Here is a 14,786-nt window from a genome sequence, read left to right on the forward strand (position 1 = left end):
AGAACCGGGGCCTCCGGGGGAACGGAGTGTTCCGAGGTGAGTTCCACGTTCGTTTGACGCTCGGTGTACGAGTCGATGGACGAGCAGGCCGGGGAGGGTGGGGCGGTTGTGCCGGGAGGGACCTGCCCGTGGGTGGGTCAGGCGTACGCCATCAGTGCCTCCACATGTCTGCGGACCTGTTCGGCGAGTTCCGAGTGGCCGGGTGGCAGCAGTCCGCGGTGCTCCAACTTGGCCCACATGTGAAGCAGTTCGCGCCCGTGGGTGAGTGCGGCCTGGTCGTCGTCGAGCCGCTGCCAGGCGGCCGCCGCCCGCGCCACCTCCTCCGGCGCCCGGTCGTCCCCCGCCCCGCACCTGATCCGGGCCACGGCCAGGGCCAGCACGGTGGCCTCGCGGGGGTCGCCGCGCAGGTGCGCGAGGTACGCCTCCACGGCCCGCGCCTCCAGCGCGTGCGGATGCTCGGCACCCATCGATCCGGTCAGCCTCTCGCGCAGCGCGGTCGCGTCGGCGAACGCCTCGTCGAGCCGGCCAACGCCCGCCAACGCGTTGATACGGCCGATCGGTTCGGCGAGTTCGGAGAGTTCGGCGGGGAGGTCGATGGTCCTGGCAGAGAGCTGGGCCGGGGCGGCGGCGACACGGTCAGCGGCCGTGGCGCGGGCACGGGCAATCGCGGTGGCGATGGCGGAGGGGGCAGGAGCCTCGGCGAGGGCGAGGGCGAGGGCGAGGGCGAGGGCGAGGGCGGGGGCGGAGGCGGAGGCCACGGAGGCCACGAGGACCGGTCCGGGTTCCGGGGCCGGTGGCTCCTCCGGTACGAGGATGCGGCTGGAACCGTCCGGCGACATCTCAAGGGCGAAGTGGGCGGCGCCGGGGCCGTCGTTCACCGTCGCCTCGACGGCGGCGCCGCGCTCCTGCGCGTACCGCTGCAACTGGTCGAGTACGGCCTCGTGCACGGACTGACCCGGCTCGGGGACGAGGGGGTCCCCGTCGATCTCGGCGAGCCCTTCGTCGGAGATGTGCACCTCGAAGTGGGCCATGGCTGTCCTCCTCATGCTCATGCGGTGGGCGAAGCAGTGACCGACGGTGAGTCGGTGGGGCTGGGTGTGACGCCGGGGGTGGCGCCCGAGGGCGGGGCGCCGATGCCCTGGTACTTGGCGAACTGGGCGCGGATGGCGAGGACGTAGCCCTGAGCCTCGTTTGTCTGCGGCACCCCCTTGGCCGCGCGGACGGCGTCCATCCCGACGTCGTAGCCGGCCAGGGCGAGGTCCAGGACGCTGTTGGTGGTCCCGCGGCCGTCGTCCGTTTCCCGGACCTCGCCGCTGTCGAGCAGCTTCTGGCCCTGGTCGGCCAGATCGCACAGGTAGCGGCCCTGCGCCATGATCGAGTCCTTGGCGTCCAGGGCGGACACCTTGCCGTTGTCGTCGTCGTCCTTGCCGTACTGCTTGAAGATGTCGGGCGGCAGCTGGGAGAGGCCCTGCTCGCCGTTCGGGCCGACCAGGTCCGCGTTGAAGCCGGACTCCTTCTCGATCTGAGAGGCGATGACGATCGGGCCGATGGCGTCGCACAGAGCGCCGGCCTTCTGAATGGGGTCCACCAGGTCTTCGGGGACGGTCGAGGTGTCCAGCTCGCCCTTGCCGTCGCCCTGGAAGATCTGGAGCGTCTGGTTCCCGTCGTCCTGGCTGGGCGGGTCCCCGCTGCCGCCGTGGAAGAGCAGGTACAGCGCGATGAGCGGGGCCAGCAGGACCCCGAACCCGCCGTAGATGATCACGACGACGATCACGATGGGCAGCGTGAGCACCCCGGCCAGCAGGCAGCCGCAGCCGGTGCCGGCGCCGATGAGGGCCTTGAGCGCGGTCGAGATGCCGCTCTCTCCGCCTCCGCCCCCTCCCATGGCTGAACTCATGAGCGCCTGCCTTCTTCCCCTCGCCTTGAACCGCGGTGGCCACATGGCCCGTTGTGCTGTCCGCCGGGCTCGACAGATCGAAACGGGCCTCGGTGCAAATAAGTTCAAACCAGTCGAAACCAGATGAGCCAGAGCAGCGGAAGTTCGAGCGAAGAGGGGGGCAGGGCACACATGGGCACACCTTCGGCAACGCCGTCGGGCCCGCAGTCATGGGAACGGGGACCGAAGACCCCACGGCCGACACCCCCGCAAACGCGGCCCGCTCCCGACGGCGAAGCGACCGGTCCAACAGTGGGAACGGGCGGCGGTCGGGCCGTCCCGCCGGGGAGGACCGCCGGCCCGGCCCCGGCAGCACCCGGCGGCCACCCGGCTCCCGCCGGGCAACAGGCGTTCCCGCAGGTCCCCGCCCGACGGCGGGCGGATGCGGTACCCCACGGCCAAGCCGCCCCGCGGACCGCACCCCGGCCCGCGGCCCGGGTCTCCCCGCAGGCCGCCCCCGCGCGCCGTCCCGCCCCGGCTCGGGTCCCCGAGCCGGGCCCGGCTCGGCCGAAACGGCCCAAGGCGGCCCGGGGCAGGTCGCGTGACGACGTCGGGTGGGTCAAGGCGCACGGCGGAGCCGGGGTGACCTCGCTGGTCGAGACGCTCGGCGGAGTGGACTTAGGAGCCCGCTGGCCGGAGCCCGCGCGGGGCGAACCGCACCGGATCGTGCTGGTCGGCAGGACCAGCGCGCGCGGACTGCGGTCCGTCTCCCGGGCGTTGGGCGCGCTCAAGGAGGGCAGCGCCCCGCAGGGGCTCGATCTGCTGGGCGTGGTCCTCGTCGCCGACGCCCCCGGGCGGCTGCCGCTCAGTCTGCTGCGCCGAATCCGCGTGCTGCGCTCCGTCGCCCGCGTGCACCGGGTGCCGTGGATACCGGCATGGCGTACGGGTGACCGCCCGAAGTCCCTGCCCAGGCAACTCGCCACGCTCGGCACGTTGGTGGGCAGCGAGCACTACGGCGAGGGAGCCGTGTCGTGACCCGTCCCCTGCCGGATGCCCGGCTCCTGGCCGACTACGCCCCGCCCGTGGGTGCCCACACGATCATCAACCTGCTCGCCTGGTGCGTCACGGCCGCCGGCGTCTTCGGACTCATCACCGTCGGCACCCTGATGGCACTCCAGCTGCGCCGTGGCGAACCGGGCGAAGGCGGCGAGCACTTCCGTGGGGTCTTCTACGTCACCCTCGCCTGCCTGCTCGCCACGTCCGCCCAACCGCTCGTCATCGTTCTGGGCGATCTGAGGCTCCTCGGCGGCCCGTAGCCCCTCACACCCTCCGGTCCCCAACACGCCTTCCAGCGCTGTCAGTCACTCCATCCCTCCATCACTCAGTCACCCTCTCGCCCGCCGCTCATGCCGGGCGCCGACTCCTCGGAGATCCTCATGTCCTTTCTCCTCGCAGCCTCCCACCTCCTGGCCGACGGCACCGTGCCCAAGCCGGTGAGCAACGCCCCGGACGAACTCACCGGCAAGGTCAACACGGTTCTCGGCATCGTCGCCTGGGCCGGCACCGCCGCCGGTGTCGCCGGGGTGCTGATCACCGGCGCGATGATGGCCATCTCCGTGAAGCGGGGCGAGAGTTCGGAGCACATGAGCCGACTCGGCATGGTGCTCGGCGGCTGTGTCCTCGTGGCCACCGCGGGCCCGCTCGTCAACTTCGTCTTCGCGTAGGCCGGGCGGGCGGTCGAGATGTTCAAACGCAGGGAGCGGCGGGTCGAGGAGTCCGGGCCGTACTACAAGCAGCGCAACTGGCGGCTGTCGGCGGGATTCCTCGGCGTCGCGCTCGTGGTGGGCCTGATCGTCACAGCGGTGTCCGGCGGCCCCGACACCACCACTGCCCGCGCGAACGCGGCGGCGTCCGACGGCCCGTTGTCCGACGACTCCGGCAGCTCCGACAGCTCCGGCGCGAAGGACAGCCGGCCGCACGGCTGCCGTACCGACGACAGCGCGGGCGCCGCGCTGCCCACGGCCGCGCCCAAGGACGTCAAGCGGCGCAAGCTCGGTGTCGTGCAGGTGCCCGTCTCCGCCTCGGCCGGGCCCATCCGGATCAGCGGCGACCTGTGGTGGTGCTTCGCGCACACACCCACCGGCGCCGCGCTGGCCGCCACCACCATCCCCTCACAGATGAGCGGATCCAACTGGCGCACCGTCACCGAGCGGCAGGTCGTCGCCGGGTCGGGACGCGAGATGTGGGAGTTCAAGCGCGCCACCTTCACGGACAGCGACAGTGACAGCACCGATGCGACACCCGCCTCGTACGTCGGTTTCTCGGTGACCTCGTACAAGAGTTCGGCGGCGAGCGTGAAACTGCTTCTCAAGAGTTCCCAGGGGTTTACGGCGACCACCATCGATCTGCGCTGGAACGGCGGTGACTGGAAGGTCCTGCCCGACGGCGACGGGTCCCTGTACACGCCGCTGTCGTCCGTTTCCGACACCAACGACTTCACTCTCTGGGGGGTTTGACGTGGATTGCGGCAGTCAGGGCAATCCGGCCCTCGACCTGATCAAGGGTTTCTTCAGCTTTCTCGGAGACCCCATCGGGACCATCATCGATCTGATCGCGAAGACCATCCTCGCGGCCGCGGTCGCGGTGTTCGGGGCGCTGGCCACCCATGTCCCGACCTTGGAGCAGACGGACACGTCGAAGGGCATCAGCAGCGACACCCAGTGGATCGTGGTCTATCTCGCGGTCGGCTCGCTGCTCTTCGCCGCCGCCCGCATGGCCATCGAGCGGAAGGGCGACGCAGGCAAGACCGCGCTGAAGGGCATCATGCGGGTGGTTCTCGTCTCGGGCGCCGCCACCACCGTCGTCATGGCCGCCGCCAGCGTTGCGGACAGCTACTCCGACTACTTGTTCAACGACGCCGTGAAGAAAGCGCTGCAGAACGTCGGTGCCTGTGGCAGCGGCGGCGGGATCGACGAGTCCTTCCTCATGCTGATTCTCGCCTTCCTGCTGCTGATCGCCGGCATCATCCACACGGTCCTGATGTACATCCGGCTCGGCGTCATGATGCTGATGCTGGGCACCCTCCCGTTGGCCGCCGCGGCCTCGATGACGGACTGGGGCGCCGGCTGGTGGCGCAAGCACATCGGCTGGATGGTCTCCTGGCTGATCTACAAACCCGCGGTCGCCCTCGTGCTCAACGCGGGTATGGCGATGATCACCGCGGGCCAGAACAGGGGCGTCGGCGCCAGCAACGACGGCGTCGCCATCAACACACGTATCGCCGGTATCGGCGTGATGCTGCTCTCCGCCATCGCCCTGCCCGCGCTGCTGAAGCTCATCGTGCCCGCCGCCGCCGCCATGGGCACCGGCAACCCCATGTCCAGCATGGGGCAGGCGGGAAGCCAACTGGCGAGCGGCGCGGTCCAGCTCGGCGCCAGCGGCGGCAGCGGCGGCGGCTCCGGCGGACAGATGGGTCCGAGCGGCGCGTCGGGAACCGGGGGTTCGTCCGGTGCGGGCGGCTCCTCCGGTTCGGGCGGGAAAGCCGGTGCGACCGGTGCCGGTGCGGGAGCGGGCAAGGCCGGTGCCGCGGGCGCCGGCGCGGGCGGTGCGGGTGCCGGCGGTGCCGGTGCGGCGGGCGCGGCTGCCGGCGGCCCGGCAGGTGTCGCCGTGCTCGCGGCGGTGGCCGCTGCGCAGACCGCAAGCTCCGCCGTCTCCGGCGCCGTCGAAGGCGCCGACGGCGAGTTGGGCAACAACAAGTGATCCCCAGGAGGGCGACGACGCCCGGACCGTACATCCGTACGTCCCGTCGTCGCCTGCCCTGACGAACGGCCGCCGAGCTCCTTTCCCCGAGGGAGCTCGGCGGTCTCCCCGCCCCGCCTCCGTCCCACCACCACCGCCGTGTCTGCGACGCCGTAGCCCCACCACTTCACGAAGGGAAACCGGATCCTCATGTCCACGGAAGCCGCCACCCATCCGACCTACGGAAACTGGCGCAGGCCACGGCGGCCGGGGCTCGGGCCGCTCGGGCTCGTCGGCACCTTCGGGATCTTCGGCGGACTCATCGCCACCCTGCTGGCGTCGCTGATCTCGCTGTACGCCGCGATCGTCGTGGCCCTCCCGGTCCTCGTCTTCCTGATACCGCTCGCCATCCGCACCCAGGACGGGCGCAACGTCTACCAGCTGATCACGCTGCGCATCAGCTGGTGGCGCCGGAAGGCGAAGGGCGCGCACCTCTATGTCTCCGGCCCGTTGTCCGCCCGGCCCGGCGGCCGTTTCCGTCCGCCGGGTCTGCTCAACAAGGTCACCGCGACCGAGGGCCGGGACGCCTACGACCGCCCCTTCGGCGTCCTGCACCACCCGGACCGCAACCTGTACACGATCGTCCTGGGTTGCGACCCCGACGGCGGTTCCCTCATCGACCCGGACCAGGTCGACGTCTGGGTCGCGCTGTGGGGCGAGTGGCTGGCCCGGCTGGCCCACGAACCCGGCCTGCGTGGCGCCTCCGTGATCGTGGAGACCGCCCCCGACCCGGGCACCCGGCTCGCCCACGAGGTGCTGCCCCGCATCCACCCGGACGCGCCGCCCGCCGCCCGTGCCGTCATGGAGGAGGTCGTCGACCGCTACCCGAGCGCCTCCTCCGAGATGCACACCTACATCACGCTCACCTACGGCGTCCCGCCGGGCCAGCGGCGCAAGAAGGACGACGTGATCACCGACCTCGCCATCCGTATCCCGGGCCTGCTCAGCGGGCTCGTCGCGGCCGGCGGCGGTGCCGCCTACCCGCTGTCGGCCGAGCGGATCGCCGAGGTGATCCGGGTCGCCTACGACCCCGGCGTCGCCGCCGATGTCCTCGACGCCCGCGCCACGCACGGAGGAACGGGCCTGGAGTGGGCCGACGCGGGCCCCGCCGCCGCCGTCGAGACCGTGGGCAGCTACCACCACGACTCCGGCGTGTCCCGGACCTGGCTGATGACCCTGGCACCGCGCGGCACCATCCGGTCCTCGGTGCTGAGGGGCATGCTGGAGGCGGCCCCCGGCACCCGCCGCAAGCGGGTCGCCCTGGTCTACCGGCCCATCGACCCGGCCACCTCGGCCCGGATCGTCGAGGCGGACCGGCGCAGCGCCCAGTTCATGGCGACGTCCGGAAAGGGCATGGTGCAGGCCCGTGCGGCCTCCGAGGTGCGGGCGGCGGAACAGACCGCGGCGGAAGAGGCGTCGGGCGCGGGGCTCGTGGAGTTCTCGCTGATGCTGACGGTCACCGTCGACGACATCGCGGAGCTGGCCGACGCCAGCGTCACCGTACGCAACCTGACCGCGGCCTCCCGGGTGCTGATGCGGCCCGCGGACCGGATGCAGGCGGCAGCGTTCAGCTGCACGCTGCCCGCCGGAATCCTCCCGTGGGAACAGACCCTCATCCCGCACGAACTGCAGGAGGCGCTGTGAGCCGCCGTAGCGAGGAGAAGAAGGCCGAACGGGCCGACCGGCTGGCCGAAGAGCAGGCGCGCGAGGCGCCGGGCGCGGAGCAGCCCGGGCAGGAAGAGCCCTGGACGGAGGCGTCCTGGACGGAGAAGTCCGGGCGGAAGAAGTCCGGCAGGTCGAAGTCCGGCGCGCGGCAGAGCGGCAAGCAGAAAGCCCCGGCCCGCCCCAAGGAGCTGTTCGTCCCGCCCCGCGGCTGGTACGGCGTGGGCGGCGGACGCGTCGGCTACATAGACCCGCCGACCATGTGGCGCGCCACCACCGTGCAGGCCTGCGGCATGTGGCCGTTCGCCGCCGGTTCCGGCTCGCCCATGACCGGAGTACCGCTCGGACAGCACCTGTTCACCGGCGCCACGGTCTGCGGCGACCCCCTCAACTGGTTCACCCGGGCCCGCTACATCTCCAACCCCTCCCTGTTCATGCTCGGCATGCCGGGCCTCGGCAAGTCCACCCTCGTCAACCGGATGCTGATCGGGCTCGCCGCGACCGGCGTCGTCCCGCTGGTCCTCGGCGACCTCAAGCCCGACTACGCCGACACCATCCGCGCGCTCGGCGGCCAGGTGATCTCCATCGGCCGCGGCCGGGGTGGCATCAACGTCCTCGACCCGGGCGCCATGGGCGCCGCCGCCGCGAAGATCGGCGGCGAGGCCGGCGAGGTCCTGAAGGCCGAGGCCCACGGCCGGGTACTGAACATGGTCGCCGCCCTCATCACCATCGTGCGCGGCCGTCCGATGGACGACCACGAGCAGTCGGTGCTGAGCGCCTGCCTGCACCATCTGCGCGAACGCACCCCGGAGGGCGGTACGGTCTTGCTGCCCGACCTGCTGCGCGTGCTCACCGAGGGCCCCGACCGGGTCCGCGCGGTCACCCTGGACCGCGGCGACGACACCCGCTACCGCGACGCCGTGGACCCGCTGCACCGCTCCCTGCTCGGCATCCTGGACGGCCCGCTCGGCGACACCTTCGCCTCCGAGACGTCCACCCGTATCAACCCCGACGCGCCCGCCGTGTGCATCGACATCTCCGGCATCGGCGAGGCCGACACCCAGCTGACCGCCGCCGCGATGCTCGCCGCCTGGTCCGACGGGCTCGGCACGGTGGCCGCCTCGCACGCCCTCGCGGACGCCGGACTCGCACCCCGGCGCTGGTTCTTCACCGTGCTCGACGAGCTGTGGCGCCCGCTGCGCGCCGCCACCGGCATCGTCGACCGCATCGACGCGCTCACCCGCCTCAACCGCTCCCTCGGCCTCGGCGACGCGAAGATCACCCACACCCTCAAGGACGCCGAGGCACTCGGTACGGACGCCGACCGTGCCAAGGCCCGCGGCTTCGTCGAACGGGCCGGGATGGTGGTGTGCGCCGGTCTGCCGAAGGCCGAGATGGAGGACCTGGGCAAGGTGGTGGGACTGTCCCGGCGCGAGATCGAACTCGTGTCGTCCTGGTCCTCACCCCCCGGCTGGGGCGTCAACGGCGAGAACGAGGAACCGCCGGGCCGCGGCCGCTTCCTCATCAAGGTCGGCGGTCGCCCCGGCATCCCCATCAAGGTCGCCATCACCGACGCGGAACGCCGTCTGCACAACACCAACCAGCGCTGGACGACCAACGAGGAGGCCATCGAGCAGGCCGCCGCCCGCGCCGCCGAGCAGGTGGCACGCGCCGCCCAGGAGGAGGCCTACGGGATGCCCAGCGCCCCCGGGCTGCCACCGGCACCCGGCACGGAAGCAGCGGCGAGGAGGTGGACCGCATGAGCGGCCCGCGCACCGGCGGCGACCTGTCCGACCAGCTGCCGTGGGCCATCGCCGGGATCGCCGGCACCGGCCTCACCCTGTTCACCGTCGTCTGGGCCGGCGGCACCCTTGGCGCCGGACTCTCCGGCCACGGCTTCGACGCCCCGCCCTTCGCCCTGTCCACCGTCTCCCGCCTGACCACTGACGGACCGGCCCCGCTGTGGCCCACGGCGCCGCCCGCCGCCGTCTACGCGGGCATGCTCGGCCTGCTGCTGCTCATCGCGGTGCCCGTCGCGCTCGGCGTGCGCCTCCTCATGGACCGTGCCGGCCGCACCAAGGGCCTCGCCGGACGGCGCGAACTCGCCGCCATGTGCCCCAAGGGCATCGAGACCCGGGCCCGCGAACTGCGCCCCACCCTCAAGGGCCGCGAGCGGCTGCACCCGGACGAGACCGGCAACCTCCTCGGCGACCTCGACCCCAAGGGCCCCGAGCTGCGCAGCAGTTACGAGGACGTGGAACTCGACCTCATGGCACCCCGGGCCGGCAAGTCCACCGGCATCGCCGTCCCCCGGGTGCTGCGCGCCCAGGGCGCCGTGCTGCTCACCTCCAACAAGGCCGACGTGTACGCCGCCACCCGCGCCGAACGCGAAAAGGTGGGCTGGGTCTGGACGTTCGACCCGCAGGGCATCGCCCACACCCCGCGTGCCATGTGGTGGAACCTGCTCGGCGAGTGCCACACCATCGAGGGCGCCCGCCGCCTGGCCGGCCACTTCGTGGCGTCCGTCAACGACGACACCGCGAAGAAGGACTTCTGGATCTCGGCCGCCCAGAACACCCTCACCGCCCTCTTCCTCGCCGCCGCCCGCGGCAAGGCCCGGGTCGTCGACCTCCTCGGCTGGCTCGCCGACCCCGCCGACCGCACTCCCGTCGACCTGCTCCGCGAGGCCGGACTCGTCGCGATGGCCGAGCAGTTGCAGGGCACGGTCCGCGGCGCGGTGGAGACCCGGGACGGCATCTACGAGACCGCCCGCCAGACCGTGTCCTGCCTTCTGGACCCCGAGATCCTCGCCTGGGTCACACCCGACCCCGAGATGCCGGAGTTCCGTCCCCACGAGCATGTCCTCGGCCAGGACACCCTCTACCTCCTGTCCAAGGACGGCGGCGGCTCCGCGGCGGGCGTCATCGCGGGCATCGCCGACGCGACGATGCGAGCGGGCGTGGTCGCCGCCGAACGCATGGGCGGCCGCCTCGACCCGCCGCTGACAGCGGTCCTCGACGAGGCCGCCAACGTCTGCCGCATCTCCGACCTGCCCGACCTGTACTCGCACTTCGGCTCCCGCGGCATCAACGTCGTGACACTGCTGCAGAGTTACCGGCAGGGCGCCCGGGTGTGGGGCGAGGTGGGCATGGACGCCCTGTGGAGCGCGGCGACCGTCAAGCTGCTCGGCGCGGGCCTGGACGACGCCGACTTCGTGCAGAAGATCTCCACCCTCGTCGGCCAGCACGACGTCCGTACGCCCAGCATCTCCCGTAGCAAGGACGGCACTTCGCGCTCCTACTCCTACCGTCAGGAGGCCGTCCTGCCCCCCGACAAGATCCGCGCCCTGCCCAAGGGCACCGCTCTCCTGCTCGCCACCGGCGTCCGGCCGGCCCTGATCCGGCTGCGCCCCTGGTACAAGGAGCCCGGCGCCGGCGCCATCTCGGCGGCGGCGAAGGCGGAGACGGCGGCCATCACCGAACGGGCCGCACGCCGTCTGCCAGGCTTGACGCTGGAGAAGTAGCCACCCGCCGGCCGGGATACCGCGTCGGCATGACTGCACGCAGCAACAGCTCGACCGGCCCGTACCGCACTCGCCCCATCAGGTTTACGCCGAGGGCGAGTTGGACCGCGTACAACGCCACGTATCCGGCGAAGGGGAGCGCGGTGCCGACCCGGACACGGCACCCGACGACAATGCCGCTGGGGCACTCCCACCCCGTTCAGGCAGTGGGGGAGTGCGTGCGAGGCCCCGCGTCTGCACTTTGATCCGCGGGACAGGCCCTGGCCCCACCTCACGGCGACACCACGACCGCGGCACCGAACGCCACCGTCGACGACAGGAACCATCCGAACGACGGTGCCAGCAGATGCCGTGAATTCCACAACCGGGCCGCGGCGGGCCGGTTCCGTACGTAGACCACGGGCACCCTCCCGCCGACCAGCGGCAGCCCGCACAGCGGCCCGTAGATCCCCGGATCCAGGACGACGACCCGCCCCAGGTGATCGGAGAACACCACGAGCCCGCCACTCCGCCGGTCGGCCGCCACCCGCGCCGTCACGACACCCATCACCCGCAGTCCGCGCACGCGCAGCCGCAGCGCCGCCACAGCCGTCCGCACGGCGAGCACCAGAAACCCGATCCCGAACCCCGCGCACAGCCCCGGCAGCACCAACTCCGCGCCCATAAAGACTCCTTCATCTGACGCACGTCCTTCCCGCGCACAACGGATGCCGGGCACCACCTGGTTCACACCCCCTTGAACCACAGGACGGCATCCCCCCGTTGTGCGGGCGGACCCTCCGGGCATCGACCCGGCCGACGCGGACGAAGGGAGCTTCGGCCCACATGAGACGGCCCCCGCGCGCACACGGCTGTCGGACGGCGGCAGCCGTCGCACTGGCCTGCGCCCTGACGGCGGCGACCCAGCAGGTCGCCCGAGCCGACCCCATGACCCTCACCGAGGTACGCGCCGAACTCGAGCGCCTCTACCACGACGCCGAGGTCGCCACGGAGAAGTACAACACCGTCGATGTGCAGGTGACCAAGCAGGAGAAACGTGTCCGCACTCTCAACGCCCAGGTCAAGACGGCCGAGACGAAACTGACCGGCCTCACCTCGCTGGCCGGGGCGGCGGCCCGGGCCCAGTACCGCAGCGGCGGCCTGCCCGCCGAGGTGCAGTTCGCCCTCGCCTCCGACCCCGAACACGCCCTGGACAACGCCTCTTTGGCCCGGCGGGCCCAACACTCCACGCAGAACGTGCTGACCGCCCTGACGGCGACTCGCAAGGACCTGCGTACCCGCACCGCCGACGCATCCGGCGTCCTGACGCGCCTGAAGAAGAACCGCCGCACCATGGACGCCGACCGCAAGACGATCGAAGAGCACATCGCCACCGCGAAGAAGCTGGAGTCGAGCCTGGCGAAGAAGCAACGTCGGCAACTGGCCGCGCTCGAAGCGAAGGCCGCCAAGGACGCACAGGCGAAGTGGGTCGGCACGGGCATCCTCGAGAAGGTCGGCACCGATGCGACCGCCGCGGGCAAGAAGGCCATCGCCTACGCCACCCGCCAGCTCGGCAAGCCCTACGTCTGGGGCGCCGAGGGCCCCGACTCCTTCGACTGCTCGGGCCTGACCTCCCAGGCCTGGCTGGCGGCGGGGGTCACCATCCCCCGTACGTCCGAACTCCAGTGGGCACAACTGAAGCACGTCCCCGTCGCGGACATGCGCCCCGGCGACCTCATCATCTACTTCTCCGACGCCAGCCACGTCGCCCTCTACATCGGCGACGGCAAGATCATCTCCGCTCCCCGTCCCGGGCGGGTGGTGTACGTGTCGCCGGCGGGGTCGATGGAGATTCTCGGGGTGGTGCGGCCGGGCGCCTGAGACGGCAGACGGCCGAGGGGCGGTCCGTCCATGGATGCCATGGACGGACCGCCCCTCGCTCCGGGGCCCTCTCAGGGCGTCGCAAGCCCGGTCAGCCGGCGTACCGCTCCGCGAACTGCTCGTGCCCGGAGTCTGCCGGCCGCACGGCAGCCGCGGGCGACAACTCGAACCCCGGCGGCAGCGGGAGCAGACACGCGGGCAGCGGGGACGCGGGAAGCCGCGGCGCACGGCCGGCCAACTGCGGCGGGGCCGGCCGGGAGTAGGGCCCTTCTGGGGCTGCCTGCCCTGCACGGCCTGTCTGACCTGCCTGGCCTTCCGAGGCGCGGCGCCGCGCCAACAGCCCGCGTGACGCGAAACGACCGGCCGGATTCCGTTCGGCCATGTGAGTTCCTCCCTGACCTGTCGGCTGCGGCGTACCCATCGGCCGCCATCACCGGTTCCAGGGGCACAACGGACGGGGCACGGTCGGCGGTTCAGCCGCTATTTCCCCGGCCCGGTGGTGGCCGCCCGCTTCGCCCCCGGCCTCGGCGGCGGCGGGGGGACGGCGGCGGAGGCGGTGGCGTCCGGCCCCTCAGGGGACGGGGTCCGGGGCATTGTCAGCCCGGCCACCTGCCTGGTGAGGGTCCCCACGCTCTCGTTCGAGGAGTCCGGACTCGGTGTGCGGGCGGGGGAGTTGCCGCCCGACTTGGAGTAGTGCTCCGTGTAGGGAAGGTGGGCCGGCTTGTCCAGCCCTGGTATGCCCGCCGCGGCCGCCTGGCTGACGCCGATGTTGCTGGCCTGGGTGAGGGTGACCTCCTCGCCCTTAAGATTCGTCAGGTCGCTCGGATCCTGTGTGGGTTCCTTACGCCAGGCGCCTTGGTTGTCCTTGCCCAGGCTCAGCTGCGGCAGCACCCGCACAGTGCCGACCTGGAAGGCCTGCATGGTGGTGGCGTCCATGGTCGCCTGGTCGATCTGCATCACCGGCATGTCCTGCTTGGTCCCGCCGGGCGGCGTCATGGGCGTGCCGTAGACGGCGTACATGCCGTCGGCGAGGGCGCTGATGGCCATGCGGCCGATGATGTCGTGGCGCCTCGCGTCCTGCGGGTTGTACTTGGCGCCCAGATCGTTGTCGGCCGCGAGATTGATGGTGTCGGGCCGGAACCGCTTGTCGTAGTCGTTCGGGTTGAAGGTGACATTGCCGTTGAGCACCTGGTCCTGGGCCATCTTGGCGAGATAGCCGATGTGCATGTTCGCGGCTGTCTTGGCCACTTCCTGCCCGCGGGTACCTTCCCGCGTGTACATGGCGAAGACGTCGAGGTGCCGCATCATCTGGGGTTCGATGTTCGCGTCGCCGTGCTGTTCCGTCATCGGCTCGAAGCCCGCGTTCAGGACGTTGCGCATGTTGGCGTCCTCGCCGTGCGAGAGGTCGACGACCTTCAGCTCGGCGGTGGAGAAGTCGAACGGCGCCGCCACTTCGGGGGAGAACCGCGGGTCGCGCTGAACCGCGTCCCACTCCGCGGCCGTCATGTGGTGGTGCGACAGGTCCAGACTCAGGCCGGTCTCGTTGGCCCGCAGCAGGTAGGTGGCCAGGTCCTTCGCGGCGATGTAACCCTGGTTGCTCATCTCCATCCTGAAGATGTCGTCGACCGTGGCCTTGCGGTACTTCGGCTCAAGGACGGAGGCCAGCTTCCCGGTGTCCTCACGGATGTGCCGTACGTCGACACCGTGCTGCTGCGCCTCGGCCCGGTACCCCTCCATGAGCTCGTTCGCGCGCAGCCGCCCGGTCTCCCCCGGAGTGCGCCGGGGCATCACCACCAGTTCTCGCTTCGAGTTCGGGAACCGCCGGCTCAGCGCCCGGAGTCCCGCCTTCGCGTTGTCGCTCAGCTCCTCGCCGAACCAGATGAACTGAACCTTCTCCGGCTCCTTGGCCGGATCTCGATCGGGCATGTGCGTTCCCTTCCTGCCCGGCGACCGAGCGCCGCCGGCTGTCACGCACAACGGACCACGCACGCACGGAGGTTCAGCAGCCCACTGAACCAGCGGCCGCTCCGCACCGTGGTGGTGGCGACCACCACGACCGAGCGGACG

At 71.6% G+C, this 14,786-nt stretch carries 13 protein-coding genes; 9 read left to right on the forward strand and 4 right to left on the reverse strand.

The features are described from left to right. Positions 1 to 137: 137 nt before the first annotated feature. Both ACZ4RZ_RS36525 and ACZ4RZ_RS36530 read right to left on the reverse strand, forming a co-directional pair. Positions 138 to 1,031 (reverse strand): hypothetical protein, encoded by an 894-nt coding sequence (locus tag ACZ4RZ_RS36525; RefSeq protein WP_467751217.1) that lies wholly within the window; start codon positions 1,029 to 1,031, stop codon positions 138 to 140. A 17-nt stretch (positions 1,032 to 1,048) separates the two neighbouring features. Beyond that, positions 1,049 to 1,897, reverse strand: coding sequence for a lytic transglycosylase domain-containing protein (locus ACZ4RZ_RS36530; RefSeq protein WP_467751218.1), 849 nt, complete (start codon positions 1,895 to 1,897; stop codon positions 1,049 to 1,051). 621 nt (positions 1,898 to 2,518) lie between these two features. On the opposite strand from ACZ4RZ_RS36530, the gene ACZ4RZ_RS36535 reads away from it, so the two are divergent. From ACZ4RZ_RS36535 to ACZ4RZ_RS36570, 8 genes are all read left to right on the forward strand, one after another. Next, a complete protein-coding gene (locus ACZ4RZ_RS36535; protein WP_388884470.1) occupies positions 2,519 to 2,911 on the forward strand; it encodes a hypothetical protein in 393 nt (130 codons plus the stop codon). Next, complete coding sequence (locus ACZ4RZ_RS36540; protein ID WP_388884469.1) at positions 2,908 to 3,192, forward strand: hypothetical protein; 285 nt, start codon at positions 2,908 to 2,910, stop codon at positions 3,190 to 3,192. The genes ACZ4RZ_RS36535 and ACZ4RZ_RS36540 overlap by 4 nt, the downstream gene beginning before the upstream one ends. A 120-nt stretch (positions 3,193 to 3,312) precedes the next feature. Continuing rightward, positions 3,313 to 3,600, forward strand: a complete 288-nt coding sequence (locus tag ACZ4RZ_RS36545; RefSeq protein WP_467751219.1) for a hypothetical protein — start codon at positions 3,313 to 3,315, stop codon at positions 3,598 to 3,600. An 18-nt stretch (positions 3,601 to 3,618) separates the two neighbouring features. Further along, entirely contained in the window at positions 3,619 to 4,392 is a 774-nt protein-coding gene (locus tag ACZ4RZ_RS36550) for a DUF8175 domain-containg protein (RefSeq protein WP_467751220.1), read from the forward strand. 1 nt (position 4,393) lies between these two features. After that, the gene (locus ACZ4RZ_RS36555; protein ID WP_467751221.1) at positions 4,394 to 5,635 is read left to right on the forward strand and encodes a hypothetical protein; all 1,242 of its coding nucleotides are present in this window, start codon (positions 4,394 to 4,396) and stop codon (positions 5,633 to 5,635) included. Positions 5,636 to 5,824: 189 nt separating this feature from the next. Then, on the forward strand, positions 5,825 to 7,318 hold the full coding sequence (locus ACZ4RZ_RS36560) for an SCO6880 family protein (RefSeq protein ID WP_388884465.1): 1,494 nt from the start codon (positions 5,825 to 5,827) through the stop codon (positions 7,316 to 7,318). Positions 7,319 to 7,527: 209 nt separating this feature from the next. Then, complete coding sequence (locus ACZ4RZ_RS36565; protein WP_467751343.1) at positions 7,528 to 9,099, forward strand: ATP/GTP-binding protein; 1,572 nt, start codon at positions 7,528 to 7,530, stop codon at positions 9,097 to 9,099. Then, entirely contained in the window at positions 9,096 to 10,859 is a 1,764-nt protein-coding gene (locus ACZ4RZ_RS36570) for a type IV secretory system conjugative DNA transfer family protein (RefSeq protein WP_467751223.1), read from the forward strand. Before ACZ4RZ_RS36565 ends, ACZ4RZ_RS36570 begins: the two co-directional genes overlap by 4 nt. Before the next feature lie 271 nt (positions 10,860 to 11,130). Here the strand turns inward: ACZ4RZ_RS36570 and ACZ4RZ_RS36575 are convergent, their stop codons facing one another. Further along, the gene (locus ACZ4RZ_RS36575; protein ID WP_467751225.1) at positions 11,131 to 11,523 is read right to left on the reverse strand and encodes a hypothetical protein; all 393 of its coding nucleotides are present in this window, start codon (positions 11,521 to 11,523) and stop codon (positions 11,131 to 11,133) included. Positions 11,524 to 11,684: 161 nt separating this feature from the next. Between ACZ4RZ_RS36575 and ACZ4RZ_RS36580 the strand changes: the two genes are divergently transcribed. Beyond that, positions 11,685 to 12,719, forward strand: a complete 1,035-nt coding sequence (locus tag ACZ4RZ_RS36580) for a C40 family peptidase (RefSeq protein ID WP_467751226.1) — start codon at positions 11,685 to 11,687, stop codon at positions 12,717 to 12,719. A 480-nt stretch (positions 12,720 to 13,199) separates the two neighbouring features. Here the strand turns inward: ACZ4RZ_RS36580 and ACZ4RZ_RS36585 are convergent, their stop codons facing one another. Then, a complete protein-coding gene (locus ACZ4RZ_RS36585; protein WP_467751228.1) occupies positions 13,200 to 14,645 on the reverse strand; it encodes a hypothetical protein in 1,446 nt (481 codons plus the stop codon). Between the last annotated feature and the right edge of the window lie 141 nt (positions 14,646 to 14,786).

The sequence above is a fragment of the Streptomyces sp. NPDC027189 genome (assembly GCF_055566975.1).